The 13,960-nt window shown below is 37.0% G+C and carries 17 protein-coding genes; 1 reads left to right on the top strand and 16 read right to left on the bottom strand.

Features of this window, described 5'->3' with window-relative positions; translation table 11 throughout:
• Positions 1 to 398: 398 nt before the first annotated feature.
• Positions 399 to 563 (bottom strand): DUF5989 family protein, encoded by a 165-nt coding sequence (locus tag F6K54_RS26575; RefSeq protein ID WP_192901158.1) that lies wholly within the window; start codon positions 561 to 563, stop codon positions 399 to 401.
• Positions 564 to 977 (bottom strand): SxtJ family membrane protein, encoded by a 414-nt coding sequence (locus tag F6K54_RS26580; protein ID WP_293084238.1) that lies wholly within the window; start codon positions 975 to 977, stop codon positions 564 to 566.
• Positions 978 to 1,127: 150 nt separating this feature from the next.
• Here F6K54_RS26580 and F6K54_RS26585 point away from each other — a divergent pair, with 150 nt between their 5' ends.
• The gene (locus tag F6K54_RS26585; RefSeq protein ID WP_293084241.1) at positions 1,128 to 1,715 is read left to right on the top strand and encodes a hypothetical protein; all 588 of its coding nucleotides are present in this window, start codon (positions 1,128 to 1,130) and stop codon (positions 1,713 to 1,715) included.
• 287 nt (positions 1,716 to 2,002) lie between these two features.
• Here the strand turns inward: F6K54_RS26585 and F6K54_RS26590 are convergent, their stop codons facing one another.
• The 14 genes from F6K54_RS26590 to F6K54_RS26660 form a co-directional block, all read right to left on the bottom strand.
• Positions 2,003 to 2,500, bottom strand: coding sequence for a NotI family restriction endonuclease (locus F6K54_RS26590; protein ID WP_293084243.1), 498 nt, complete (start codon positions 2,498 to 2,500; stop codon positions 2,003 to 2,005).
• Between the two features lie 132 nt (positions 2,501 to 2,632).
• A complete protein-coding gene (locus F6K54_RS26595) occupies positions 2,633 to 2,845 on the bottom strand; it encodes a type II toxin-antitoxin system HicA family toxin (protein ID WP_293084245.1) in 213 nt (70 codons plus the stop codon).
• Positions 2,842 to 3,042: a type II toxin-antitoxin system HicB family antitoxin gene (locus F6K54_RS26600; protein ID WP_293084247.1), complete on the bottom strand. Its 201-nt coding sequence runs from the start codon at positions 3,040 to 3,042 to the stop codon at positions 2,842 to 2,844. The genes F6K54_RS26595 and F6K54_RS26600 overlap by 4 nt, the downstream gene beginning before the upstream one ends.
• A 247-nt stretch (positions 3,043 to 3,289) precedes the next feature.
• A complete protein-coding gene (locus tag F6K54_RS26605) occupies positions 3,290 to 3,418 on the bottom strand; it encodes a hypothetical protein (RefSeq protein ID WP_293084250.1) in 129 nt (42 codons plus the stop codon).
• Positions 3,419 to 3,701: 283 nt separating this feature from the next.
• Positions 3,702 to 3,923: a hypothetical protein gene (locus F6K54_RS26615; RefSeq protein ID WP_293084254.1), complete on the bottom strand. Its 222-nt coding sequence runs from the start codon at positions 3,921 to 3,923 to the stop codon at positions 3,702 to 3,704.
• A 44-nt stretch (positions 3,924 to 3,967) separates the two neighbouring features.
• On the bottom strand, positions 3,968 to 5,050 hold the full coding sequence (locus F6K54_RS26620; protein ID WP_293084256.1) for an RNA-guided endonuclease TnpB family protein: 1,083 nt from the start codon (positions 5,048 to 5,050) through the stop codon (positions 3,968 to 3,970).
• Positions 5,051 to 5,296: 246 nt separating this feature from the next.
• Entirely contained in the window at positions 5,297 to 5,584 is a 288-nt protein-coding gene (locus tag F6K54_RS26625; protein ID WP_293084259.1) for a HigA family addiction module antitoxin, read from the bottom strand.
• Positions 5,584 to 5,763, bottom strand: a complete 180-nt coding sequence (locus F6K54_RS26630; RefSeq protein WP_293084261.1) for a type II toxin-antitoxin system RelE/ParE family toxin — start codon at positions 5,761 to 5,763, stop codon at positions 5,584 to 5,586. Before F6K54_RS26630 ends, F6K54_RS26625 begins: the two co-directional genes overlap by 1 nt.
• Before the next feature lie 30 nt (positions 5,764 to 5,793).
• A complete protein-coding gene (locus tag F6K54_RS26635) occupies positions 5,794 to 7,221 on the bottom strand; it encodes a GTPase domain-containing protein (RefSeq protein ID WP_293084264.1) in 1,428 nt (475 codons plus the stop codon).
• A gap of 58 nt (positions 7,222 to 7,279) precedes the next feature.
• The gene (locus F6K54_RS26640; protein ID WP_293084266.1) at positions 7,280 to 8,368 is read right to left on the bottom strand and encodes an amino acid ABC transporter substrate-binding protein; all 1,089 of its coding nucleotides are present in this window, start codon (positions 8,366 to 8,368) and stop codon (positions 7,280 to 7,282) included.
• A gap of 398 nt (positions 8,369 to 8,766) precedes the next feature.
• A complete protein-coding gene (locus F6K54_RS26645; protein ID WP_293084269.1) occupies positions 8,767 to 10,698 on the bottom strand; it encodes a carbamoyltransferase in 1,932 nt (643 codons plus the stop codon).
• A gap of 92 nt (positions 10,699 to 10,790) precedes the next feature.
• Positions 10,791 to 11,174, bottom strand: coding sequence for a hypothetical protein (locus F6K54_RS26650; protein ID WP_293084272.1), 384 nt, complete (start codon positions 11,172 to 11,174; stop codon positions 10,791 to 10,793).
• 41 nt (positions 11,175 to 11,215) lie between these two features.
• A complete protein-coding gene (locus tag F6K54_RS26655) occupies positions 11,216 to 12,172 on the bottom strand; it encodes an NAD(P)/FAD-dependent oxidoreductase (RefSeq protein WP_293084275.1) in 957 nt (318 codons plus the stop codon).
• Positions 12,173 to 13,416: 1,244 nt separating this feature from the next.
• A partial coding sequence (locus F6K54_RS26660; RefSeq protein WP_293084279.1) for a hypothetical protein occupies positions 13,417 to 13,960 on the bottom strand: 544 nt, incomplete at its 5' end.

Raw genomic sequence — 13,960 nt, forward strand, 5'->3', positions numbered from 1 at the left:
ATCAGTACCTCTAGCTAAAACCTTCTGCTGGAAATGGAAATTATAGAATATTCTCTTTTTTTATCCCCTCAAAAGCAGAAACTATTTACCCAAAATTTTCCGTAACTTCAGTTATCAGTACCTCTAGGTAAAACCTTCTGCTGGAAATTAAAATATAGAATATTCTCCTTTTTTTATCCCCTCAAAAGCAAAAACTATTTACCCAAAATTTTCCGTAACTTCAGTTATCAGTACCTTGAGCTCAAACCTTCTGCTAGAAATGAAAATATAGAATATTCTCTTTTTTTTATCCTCTCAAAAGCAGAGACTATTTACCCAAAATTTTCGGTCAAGAAAGACATAGGTAAAGTTCAACAAAAAAACCTTTCCCTTTCTTCTTTACTGCCAGCATAGTCAGATTAAAACAAAGTATAAATAAACGGCGCAATTACAGAAGATTGACTCAGAACAATCAAAGCTCCTAACAAAACTAAAGTAATAATCAAAGGCAATAACCAATACTTTTTCCGCTCTCCCATAAAACCCCAAAGGTCTTTTAGAAAGTCTAATATTCCTTCAAACATTTAAAAAGGTCGCTCCATACTTTCTCTAGTTTTTAATTGACTCATCACCCGATAAGTTGAAGTTTCAGTATTTAATTCTCGCTCCATTGGGTCTTTTTTAAACATTCGCATAATCAAACCCATTGGCATAACTACAAGATAAAACACTAACCCCATCCACAGAGGAGTCATTATTTTACTCAGGAAAATTCCCACCCGCATCCAAAACTTATAAACAGGTCCCAAAGTAGGGGGTGAAACAATTGCCAATACCAATAGAGGAGTAGCAATTATCCAAGGCCATGCAGGCGGAGGCCAATGTCTGTGGAGTAACGGTAGTAATAGACCGAATAAACCGCCAAAAACACCACCTACTATTAGACCAAACTCCCTGAGACCCTTCTTATCAATTTTCGGTATCTCGCGATCGCTCATTAGTTATCCATAATCAATATTTAGTTAACTTTTAACTCCTAGCAGAAAAGTTATCAAAAGTCAATCAATAAAGTCCAGTAACGAAGGTCTAAAATCTGGCATTTTATGTTACTTTTGAGTGTCGTAACTTTAAATGTAGGAAAATTAACTATGTTCAAAAAAACTGGTTCTGTCTACTATTTGTTAGCCCTATTTGCCTCGCTTATTTTAATGACATTTTCTGCAACAACTTATCCTGCCTTCGCCTCAGTTCAAACTCCATATCAAACTTCAAGCAGTAATCATTTTGAGATTGCTCAAGTAAATCAACCAGATCGCTCAGACCCAATATATATTAAAGGCTTTGATGCAGGAGTAGAAGCAGCTCGTAATGGTGGTCCTTCTTCTCCTACCTATGATGCACCAACCATATATATTAATGGCTACCGAGACGGATACATTCAATATACTAATGGCTATAATGCAGGAGTAGAAGCAGGTCTTAATGGTGGTCCTTCTTCTCCTACCTACGATGCACCATCAACATACATAGAAGCTTATCGGGAAGGCTTTGCCAGTGTTAGCCCTGGTGGTAGTATGGGTCAACTTTGTTTAGACGAAGCTTTTAGACAGGGATATGGTCAAGCTACTGTTGATGCTGATTATACTTCAAGAGGCGGTGACATTATACTGGGTACATCGCAAGGCCCTTATATCTGCACAATTATAGATGGAGAAGTTATTTTATATCCCTACTAAATTGAGCTTTCTCAAAGTTTAAATTCCTCACTTAAAATTTTTGGCGTTGCATTATCAAGGAATGATTTCGATCTCTGCCCAACCATTTAGCTTGATCAATCCAAGGTTTTAGCTTATGCTAATTTAATTATCATCCCCCAACTATGCAACGCCTTGAGTCTCCTCAAAAACCAATATCTCTCAACTCTGCTCAAATGATAAATTTCATTAACGCACCCGACAAAAGCGATCGCTTATCTACTGCAATCTTCCTTTTTGCTTACCACAAAATTTTCAATTTGTCAAAATTATATGAACGTGAAAAGAGTATTTGCAGATAGTTTAGATTCCAAAGTTTTGAGAATTTGCTCAAGTTCAACATTAGCTTCTGCCTGAAGACCCAAACATCTTGCAATTCCCTCTACATCTGTACTCAGGCGAGAATCTAAAGCTAACTTGAAAGACCGATCTGATTGTGTCATCCGATATACATGGATGTGCATAGAATCTCCCAACTGAGCTTGATGTCTGACGTGAGAAAAAGTAAATTCACGCTGAATATAATCAAGAAAACAATCTTGAATTACAAGCACAAGTTTTTTATTAAAATTCTCAAAAGTCTCAATTTTATGATGCAACTGTACAAGAATTGTTTTTGCTGTCATTTTCCAATTCATGCCAAAAGTTTTGCCAGATTGACTTTGACTATTTTCCGTGGGAACTCCAAGTTCTTCAAGTAAACGTTGGCGTTCAGGCCAAACAGTTCCTGTCGTGTCAAGTGTTTGGAGTTCGATTTTAATTACCACAAAAGTGTCAATCTGTCAAACTGCTGAAAGGTCAAAATGTAGAGGCAAATAGCCATTCGCCCCTGCTGTTTGCTGCACAGAATTGTTAGACTGGATAGAAAAAAAGACTTTTGAAGAAAGTTATAAACAATCTCATTTTTTCAAGTCGTCTTCCGTAAGATTAGCATCCTTCATCAGCTTAGTTAAAGTGCCAATCGGTAAGTCTCGGTTGCCATGAACAGGAATTGAAAGAATAGCTTGAACACCTTCCTTGGCATAGATATGATGGCTACTGCTGATTCGCTTGAGAAGCCAACCTTGTTTCTCAACAATTTTGCACAAAGCTTTGCCTGAAATAGATTTCATAGGGATAGCTCAACTAGCTGCTTCCCTGGTTCAAAGTCTTCTCTTTCGGTGGCAACTTCAATCCACCCTTGAATAGCTTCTTCCAGCATTTCTAGGAGATGTTCGTAATTTTCGCCCCAAGTATGACATCCAGGTAAGGCGGGAACTGAACCACACCAAATTCCATCTTCTTGCCAAATAATTGCTTTGATTTTCATAACTCTAATCTCAATTGGATAAACTAAGTATAGTCAAAAAAGTGTTTGGAGAAGGGTAGAGCGATCGCTAATCAGCTATAATCTTCCTTTTATCTAACACAAATTAAAAGAAGTATTCACAATTACTGAAAATTTCTGGTATAAAGCCTCCCCTTTTAAGGAGATAAAAAAAGAGCATTCCTTATGTCAAGCTTCTTATTGCAGAGGTACTGATAACTGATAACTGAAATCACCCCACATCACCCTATCACCTAACTTCTTCCCAATCTTCAATTTTTAACCCTTCAATTCGTTTGAATTCTCTAACATTATGAGTAACTAATATTAAATCATTTACTAAAGCAATAGAAGCAATGAAAATATCATTTGAGCTCATAGGTGTTCCTACTTTTTCTAAACTGGCCCTAATTATACTATAGATTTATGCACAGGAATCATCAAATGGCAAAGATACAAACTGCCGTAAAAATAATAGTTGTATATTTAAACTTTTTTGAGGGTTATTACTGCGTCTTGAGCGATAAAATAATTCGGCTTTGACGATGGAACAAACAGCAATTTTATCTGATTTTAGCCTATGAAAATAATTATTAACGCTAGAGTTTTTGTTTTTCAGATATACAATGCAAACATTCGTATCTAATAAATAAATTAGAGAATTATTGCTCATTGACAGCACCAATTAAATCATTATCCATTTCATCAGAAATTCCTAGATTATCAATTGTAAAATCTATGTCCGCACAACTTCCAGCTAAATTCAATAATCCTGAATTATGAAGGGGGATATTTGCTTCTAGAAAAGCTTTTAAATCAACATCATTATTCAAATCTAACATCTGCTCTATAAAACTGATACAAAGAGTCACATAAAGTGACAATTCGATGTTTACTTCCTGCTTCTACTGAGGCCGTCGGCGGTTACTCATCCACAGGGATTCACGGTCGAGCCGACCGCATCTCTCAAATTAATACTGGCGTTTAAATCTCTGTCTATTGACAAGCCACATTCTGGACAGTCATAAGTCCTTACATTTAAGGGCATATCTTGAACATGACCACAATTCGAGCAAGTTTTTGATGATGGAAAAAACCTATCAACTATTGCTAACTCAGAACCGTACCACTGTGTTTTATATTCTAGTTGACGCCTGAATTCATAAAATCCTTGGTCTGCTATTGATTTAGCTAGCTTATGGTTAGCTAACATTCCACTAACGTTTAAATCTTCTATGACAATGGTGCCGTGGTTTTTGGCTAAGTATGTTGTCAATTTATGAAGCGCATCTTTACGGATGTTAGCTACTTTTGCGTGTAGCTTGGCAATTTTGAGTTGTGCTTTTCGCCAATTAGCTGAACCAATATTTTTATTTCGGTTTAGATATTGTAGTTGGGAAAGCTTGGCTTCAAACTGGCGGTATGACTTGACGCTTTCAAAAACTTTCCCATCACTTAAAGTTCCTAATGTCTTAATGCCTAAATCTACACCTACAACTTCAGTAGTTTTTGGTGTTGGATATTGAGTAAATTCATAACTCAAACTTAAGTACCAATCACCTGCGTGTTTACTAATAGTTATTTTTTTAGTTGTTGCTTCAATCGGTTCATAAGTTTTTACCCATCCGATGAAAGGTAATTTATGATTCCATCCATTTAATTCTATTGGTTTTCCAGAGTTATCAATTGTGAAATAATTAGACCTACTTTTCTTCTTAAACTTTGGATATTTTCCTAATCCTTTAAAGAACCTTTTGAACGCTTCACCTAAGTTTAGGAAAGCATATTGATAGACTCTAGAGGACAAGTTTTTCATCCAGGGGTAAAGGGGTTTTGTATGGTTAGTAAAAACTTCTCTAAGTTTACGAGAATTAGGTTTATAGCCATCTTTATAAGCTGCATTCCACAAACTTAAACCCCAGTTATAACACCAGCGCGAATAGCCAGCGTGTTGAGCCATTAGAGTTTTCTGTTTGTTATTAAGTTTGAGTTTGGTTATAATGGATTTCATTTATGTATGAACACAGTCTGTCTAATGGTACAGTTTATAAGTTAATTATTTGGATAGCTTTAAGTATAGTCTAAAAAGTGTTTGGGGAGGAAGAGCGATCGCTTTCCTACTATAATTTTCCTTTTTACATACCACACAATTGTCCATCTGTCAATTTGCTGAAAGGTAATATTACAAAGTTTAGGGGCAACAGCCGTTCGCTCCTACCGTTTGCTGCACTGAATTGTTAGACCAGATAAAGGCAAATCAAATGGGGGACAAACGCTTGACCTCAATATCACCGATGGTCATTTCTGCTTGCCAAAGATCGTACTGGATTTGCTGGTTAAGCCAACTTTCGGCAGATGTACCAAAAGCTTTAGAAAGTCGTATAGCTATCTCAGGGTTTATATTTGCTTTACCATTCAAGATAGCGGATAATGTTTCTTGGTTTACACCCAAAGCTTCTGCAACCTCAGTAACAGTCAGATTCAAAGGTTCAATGCAGAGTTCTTTCAGCACTTCGCCTGGGTGGGGTGGGTTATACATTTTCATTAATGGTAGTCCTCAAGATTAACATCAAAGGCATCAACGCCATTAAACTTGAACGTGATACGCCAATTTCCAGATACTTTCACTGACCAGGTTCCTTTACGTTGACCAGCCAATTCATGAAGTGCCAATCCAGGCAAATTCATATCTTGCGGGGAAGCCGCTGTATTCAGATGTGCCAAAATTAGTCTGAATTATGAGCATATGAGAGTCTAAAAGTTAGCATTTAGTTCTGTATTAGCAATATGAGCTAAAGGAATTTTATTAAGTTCAGAGAGATTTTTTGTACACCGATCTATAATTTGTTCCTCATCTGCTGATAACCAATCAAAATTAGTAGCGGTACATACTTCTTGCACAATCTCATAACGTCGAGCCATTAATGATTCATCAACTTCTTTCCCAACACCAAATCCATGCTGTGAAAGCGCCCAAATGACATTAATGCAAATACATTGAATTTTACCAAGTTCCTCTTTAGATACCTGCGCACTAATATCTGTCTGCGCATTGTCTACTATTCCCAAAATTCCTCCTAGACAACTTCCAATCACTGAGCCAACTTGCGCACCTATCAAAATACCAGCTCCAACTCCTCCTGTTAAAACAGTAGAAGCGGAAGCTCCAACAGCTACCCCTAATGTTGTTCCAAGAGCAGTCAGGCCACTTGTAGTAGAACCTGTATATATCAAAAGTTCTCTAATATTAGTTTTTCTTCTTATATTAGGTTTAGGATTTTGGATAATTGCATCATCTATATTTAAAGGTACAACTACTTCGTAATACAGCTTGGAAGCATTATTGATAAAGTCCATTACTGCATTATAGAGCAACTCAGACATTTTGAATACAGCTTCCTCTTTTGATTTGTCTAGATTGTAATCAAATGCTGAGGTTTGAACAGTTATTCTCTGCCGACATTTATCTAAACACTCGAATATTAGATTACAAGCTGTCTTAAATTTATTTTTTTGGTGTTCTCGAAAAGCTAACAGGCTATCCTCAAAGAATAACTTTTTATTAATAGGGAGACATTCTTTTATAGCACCATATATTTCTTCCACTCGATCTGGATTATACCAATGAGCATCAAATACAAAGCTTTCAGACACACCGCAGTTACAAAGTATATCTTTCCATTGTCCAATTCGTGTTATCCGTTCAGCAACTACATCTGACTTTGGGCTTGCTTGAAACTGGGAAATACCTTTATTTAAGAGAGCTACAACTCCTTTTTGAGCAGATACAACTAGCTTTATCTCTTCTTTATGAGAGTCATCTGGTACTGTTTCTAAAGAGACTATATACAATATAACATCACTTGATTTGATTGTCCCCCAAGCTTTGATTTCATACTCTAATTTTTTCTCTAACTCTGAATTTAATTCCGTTAAGCCTTGTTGTTGTAAAAAAAGGAGAAGATTTGCCTGTTGAAAACCAGGAGTATCAATAAAAACAGCCTGTAGCCCTTCGTATTCATAGGGAGTAGGTTTAACATCTTTAGTCACATTAGCTCGATCATCTATTTCTCCTATTTCTTTCTTTATTAAAGTCCGTATCAGAGTTGTTTTTCCACTATTAGTATGCCCAGTAACTGCTATTTTAATCAATTCAGGCTTGATAATTTTATTTATTTTCATATATATTTCTTGAGAACAATTGAATCCAATAATAATTACTACATCGCTGTAAAGAACATTATCGGAATGGAGGAGAATAAATTAGTCCTCCCTTGTTCCAAAGTTTATTTAGCCCTCGTTCAATCGGAGTCGAATAATTTGGACCGAAATGTCTATCATATATTTCACCATAATTGCCAACATGACGAATAATTCTTTGGGTATAATCTGGCTCAAGTCCTAAAAGTGAACCTATATTTTTTTCTTGTTTTTCTAGACCTAAAAAACGCCGGATCTTGGGATCTTTACTATCTTTCATTTCCTCAAGATTATTTTGATTAATTCCTAATTCTTCAGCCTCTATCAGAGCGAACACAACCCATCGAACAATTTCAACCCACTGTTGGTCACTGTCGATTACAGCCGGAGCTAAAGGTTCTTTAGATAAGGTTTCCGATAAAATAGTATGCTCATTCGGATTGTCTTGAGCTTTCAAAATTCCAGCAAGTTGCGATTTATCAGAAGTTACTGCTTGACATTCACCTTGTTTGTATAGTTTATAGACCTCGTTTTGAGATTGGAGAGATTTAATTTCAAATCTTAATTCACGCTTCTTCATTTCATCTACCAAATTTTCCTCGCTAGTAGTTCCTTTTTTGACACAAATTGTCTGATCATTTAAGTCATTAAGTGACGCTACTTCACTATTTTTTCTAACCAAAATACCCTGTCCATCATAAAAAACTATCGGACCAAATTCTATATCTTTATCCTTATAAGATATATCCCTCTCTACAGTCCATGTTGTATTTCTTGAAAGAACATCAACTTTCGATTTAAAGCGTCCTTCAGAACTCAGATATTCATATTTTACTGCCTCGGAATTATCAAAAATAGCCGCAGCAATAGCTTTACATATATCTACATCAAAGCCAGAAGTATTTTCTTGCTTTTGTTCTTCAAAATTGCCTTGCGTCATATCAATCTTGCTCACATGACTGAAGCCTGGCAAATTACCATATACACCACAATTTAGTTTTCCCCTTTCCATAACCTGTTCCAATATACTTTTATCTTCTGATGTATTAGGAGGTTGAGTTGAAGTCTTTTGAGGAAGATTGTTTTGGCTACGACACTGTTTTAGCTGATTGTCAAAATAAATCCACACTGGGACACTCAAAAAAACTAGGAAAATTAATAATAAAAGGATAATTTTAGCAGAATTTCGACGGCTTAAACTCATAGGAAATAATACTTGAAATATTCAAACCAAAATTTTTTATCAATTTTAACCTGAGTTTAATACTCATGAGATGACAAGCAAGCTAGAAAATTTATGTAGCAATAATTTCAGAGATTAGATTGAATTATTTTTAACTCAGAAAGATAGCTTATTCAGAATTAGAGTTAAGTTGGCGATATAATCATCAAATTATGGCCTTGCTGAGACATAATGACCAGTAGTTAAAGGTATAATCAAAAAACAAAAAATCTAATTTTTTCCTTGATATCTAAATCTAAAAATCATTGCCATTCAGCAAAACCAAAATTACTTTTAACTGAATTCTAATCCAACTCAAATTCATCTTTCCAAGATTCATCCTTTTCCCAAGGAATTTGCTCACTCTTACTCATCAAGAAATTCTCCACCACCAAATAATCCATCTCTGTCCGCATAAAACACCGATAAGCATCTTCGGGCGTACAAACAATAGGCTCACCTCTTACATTAAAAGATGTATTCACAATTACCCCACATCCGGTCAACTTCTCAAAGTGCCGAATCAAATCATAATACCGAGGATTCGTTTCCTGATGAATAGTTTGAATTCTTGCCGAATAATCAACATGAGTAATTGCCGGAATTTCCGATCGCGGCACGTTCAATTTCTCAATTCCAAATAACTGCTTTTGCTCCTCTGTCATCGGAATTAACAAATTCTCCTGCACCGGAGCTACCAACAACATATAAGGACTAGAATGTTCAATGTCAAAATAATCGGAAACTCGTTCTGCCAAAACCGAAGGAGCAAAAGGTCGGAAAGACTCCCGATACTTAATCTTCAAATTCATCACCGACTGCATTTTTTGATTCCGGGGGTCGCCAATAATAGACCGCCCTCCCAAAGCACGGGGTCCAAATTCCATCCGACCTTGAAACCATCCCACCACATTGCCATTATTTAAAATTTCTGCTAACTGTGGCATTAATTCTGTATCTGGCAAATATTCATATTTCGCCTGAATAGCATCCAGATATTCCCGAATTTCCTCATCTGCAAATTTCGGTCCGAGATAAGCACCTTGCATCATGTCATTAGGAGCGCGACAAACAGGAGGTTTTGCCACAGAAACAGCAGAATTTCCAGACTCCACAGAAATTAATTCCTTTTCTGGAATATTCTCAACTACTTTTTCTATTACCCGTGGTTGATCGTGATATTCGTACCAAATAGCCAAAGCAGCACCCAACGCTCCACCAGCATCTCCCGCTGCAGGTTGAATCCAAATATCTTTAAAAATACTTTCCCGTAAAATCTTGCCATTCGCCACACAATTTAGAGCAACTCCCCCTGCCAAACAAAGGTAGTCAGCATTAAGTTCTTTTTGCACCGTGCGACTCAGACGTAATACTACTTCCTCAGTCACTCTCTGAATAGAAGCAGCAATATCCATTTCTCGTTGACTAATTTTAGTTTCAGCTTTGCGAGGTGCTCCGCCAAAAAGTTTGTCAAATTTCTCATTAGTCATCGTCAACCCAGTCGTATAGTTGAAATATTCCATATTCAACCGGAAAGTACCATCAGCTTTTAAATCTATGAGGTTATTTAAAATCAAGTCTACATAATTAGGTTCTCCGTAGGGAGCTAAACCCATAAGTTTGTATTCCCCAGAGTTGACTTTGAAACCTGTGTAATAGGTAAAAGCTGAATAGAGTAAACCCAATGAATGAGGAAAATCTATTTCCCACTGGGGAGTCAGTTTATTTCCTTCTCCCAACCAAACTGAAGTAGTCGCCCACTCACCCACTCCATCAAGACACATTACTGCAGCGCGATCGAAAGGACTGGGGAAAAAAGCTGAAGCTGCATGAGCTTGATGATGTTCTGTAAACATCAGTTGCGGAATTTGGGATGATTTACACTTACCTAATGTGGCTAATTCTCTTCTTAAAAGTGTTTTTAAGTATAGTTTTTCTTTTAACCAAATTGGCATTGCCATGAGAAAAGACCGAAAACCTTTAGGAGCATAGCTGAGGTAGGTTTCTAGAAGTCGCTCGAATTTAATTAAGGGTTTGTCGTAGAAAACTACTTGGTCTAAATCGAGTAATTCTATGTTGGCTTCTTTCAGGCAATAGGAAATAGCATTTTGGGGAAATCTGGCATCATGTTTTTTACGAGAAAATCTTTCTTCTTGAGCGGCGGCGATAATTTTTCCATCACATACTAGGGCGGCGGCGCTGTCGTGGTAATAGGCTGAGATTCCCAGGATTTTCATATTTATTTTCTTTGTCTCCTTCACAGATGGCTTTATATATTTTTTGGCCAATTTTTGAGCAAAATATCCTCAAATTATAGTTCATTAAGAGGTCAATTACACAAAGGATAGTCCAGAGCAACAATCAAATAAGCCTCAACCTGCCTACAATCATCACAGCAAAGGTATTGAAAATAAACTCCTGACGGATTTGCTTCCACAAAAATTGGTAAAGATTCATTATCTTTACCTAAATACTGATTAGTAAGACTGCTTTTTAAACAACGATCAGCTCTTCCCACATAAAGCATTGAAAATGGTTTCAGCTTTTTCGGATCGTCTCGATAACGGATTAGGTAAACCCCACGAAGAGAATCTGGCATCCGATCAATTTCCCTAGGATGGAACTGAAACAGAGAACTCCATCCTAGCGCTTCTAGAGGTTTTCCTAAGATTTCCTGGATTGACAAAGATTCAGGGCGTTGATAATTGTCCATAATCCTAAACATATCAATACTTCAGAGAAAGATTATAGCAGTTACGAATGATCCCAATCTCGCTTAATACCTTTACGTTGATTGAGAAACCGATCGATCGCCATCGCTGCAATACACCCATCTGATGCTGCGACTACTGCCTGCTGAAACGGTGTATTCCGAATATCGCCAATCGCCCAAACTCCCTCTACATTGGTTGCCATCATTTCATCTACTTTAACACCGCCATTCTCACAATATGCGATTTGAGGACTAATGTAGTCTGTAATGGGTTTCGAGCCACTTTGATACACAAAAACCCCCTCAACTGGCAAAGAAGTTGCTTCTGATTTTCCTCTGGTTTTCATCAAAATACTTGTTACCCCTGACTCATTGCCCTCGATCGCACTCAGACGGGTCAAATTCCAATGCTTTACGTTTGGTTTACTCAGCAATACCTGAACATGGGCATCTTCCTGCTGTGGTTCATTATTTGTCAGCCAGTGAACAGTAGACGCGAATTTGGTTAGGAACTGGGCCTCTTCAACTGCCTCTGGATTAAGTCCATAAACGGCGACCTCTTTTTGGCGATAAAATGCACCATCGCAAGTGGCACAGTAGCTCACGCCCCTACCTAGAAATTCTGATTCGCCTTGAAGAGAAGATGTGCGACCCATTGCCCCTGTAGCTAAGACAAGCGATCGCCCTACAAAGGTTCCTTCTGGAGTATAAACCTTCTTGGATGACCCTTCTACATCAATGCCAAACACTTGTGCTCGTTGATATGTAGTTCCGAAAGAGATAGCCTGCTCTCGCATCACATCTAGCAATGCATTCCCACTAATATCACCTGCTACTCCAGGATAGTTGGCAATTTTATGGGTAATCGCCAGTGCCCCCACTGCTGGATTCTTGTCCAGAATTACCGTCTTTAAATCTGCACGAGATGTATACAGGGCACAACTACAACCAGCCGGGCCACCGCCAATGATAACCACATCAAATTCATAAGTTTCCAAAATCTATAGTCCTCGAAAATAATACTTCTGAGATTAAAGTATATCTTATACCAATTTTAAAAAAGAATGTTACGAATAATAAGCACCATAAAAAGACTTTAAGATAAAGTCTGTTTCACGAAAAAGGTGATTTGCAACATCAAAAATGGTATTAAATCTATCCATTCTGCATTCTAAATTCTAAAATCTAAATTAAAATAAATACCCTAACTATTTGTAGCAAACATTTATCAATTTGGTATTAATGACGCCCCCAGTCCAGATGTTATACCAATTTGAAAAAAGAATGTTACGAATAGTAAGGTCGATAAAAAGACTTGACAGGAGATGTCCTTTTGATAAAAAAGATGATTTATGACCTAAAAAATGGTATTGAGGCTATTCTCATGCGACTCCTGACTTCTGACTCCTAATAAACAGCCTAGCCATTTGTAACAAACATTTATCAAATTGGTATTACTCCTTATTGTTAAATGGAAGGGTGCATCTCATAGCAAGCAAAAATACTTTTTTCCTATATATTCCCAGATCCGGTGTTCCCAGCTCCGGTGTTCCCTAAAAGCAATAACTTTTTGGCTTTATTCACCCATTGAGATGCACCCAAATGGAATTAATAATTATTAATTATTTGGTAAAGCATAGCGGGTGCATCTCATAGCAAGCAAAAATACTTTTTTCCTATATATTCCCAGATCCGGTGTTCCCAGCTCCGGTGTTCCCTAAAAGCGATAATTTTTTGGCTTTATTCACCCATTGAGATGCACCCAGCATAGCTTTGTTCCCTGTTCCCTCAAACCTAAAATTTTGTACCTCATCAGTATGGGAATTGCTGTAACATTTTCTACTGCTGCAAAGTAGCTGCAACTTCTGGCAAAGATAACAACTTTTCATACAAAATATTAGCAATAAATTCATTGCCAAATACAGAATAATGCCCATCACCTCCCAAGAATACTATTTCTACTTTTTCATTAGATATTCTCTTTCTAAATTCAGCAATTAGATAGATATAAATTATGTTGCGTTTCTCTAACTCTACTTGTAGATATTGTCGCCAAAAATTAGATTCATTTCCATAATAGTGAGAACGAATAGTTCATTAATTGATAATTGATAATGGATAATTGATAATTACCTCTGGTTAAAACCGCTACGGAATTGAATATAAGGAAATATTATTTCTTTATTTCCCCGATCAAGGGGAGGCTTTAAACCTGAATTATTTAATTATTAATTATTAATTATTAATTATTCGGTAAATACACCACCACCAACTTACTATTTTTATCTCTATTTATTTCTGCCAACTCCTCAAATATTTTCATGGCTATAGCAGGAGTTTGAGCAACATATTGATTATCAGTTTCTAACTTTCTCGGAAACAATGTTTGCCATAGATCTAAAAATTTTAACTCTTGAATATATCTGCTGCATTCTCTAATTTTTGGAAATAAAAAAGCACCTCTAGGTGCAGGAAGACTATGATTAACTAACTCCCCATTTTCTAAAGACAATAATGGTTTTCCATAACCAAAAAACTTTGCACTTTGCATCCGCACAAAATCATCAGTAATCAAAGCAAATATTTGAATATTATGCTCAAACTTACTACCATCACGTTTGTACCATAAATAAACTTGTTGACATCCTCCCCGGCCTGAAGGCACGGGGATTCCTACCGAGCCGTAGCTCCTCGGCGAGTTGACCTTTTGCTTCGCATAGCTGTCGCTAACACAGGCTGCTGCACCCACCCCTCTTGCTCCCCTCCCGGGAGGGGATGGGGGTGGG

The organism is Okeania sp. SIO3B5 (assembly GCF_010692555.1).
In the GTDB taxonomy this organism is placed as follows: Bacteria; Cyanobacteriota; Cyanobacteriia; order Cyanobacteriales; family Microcoleaceae; genus Okeania.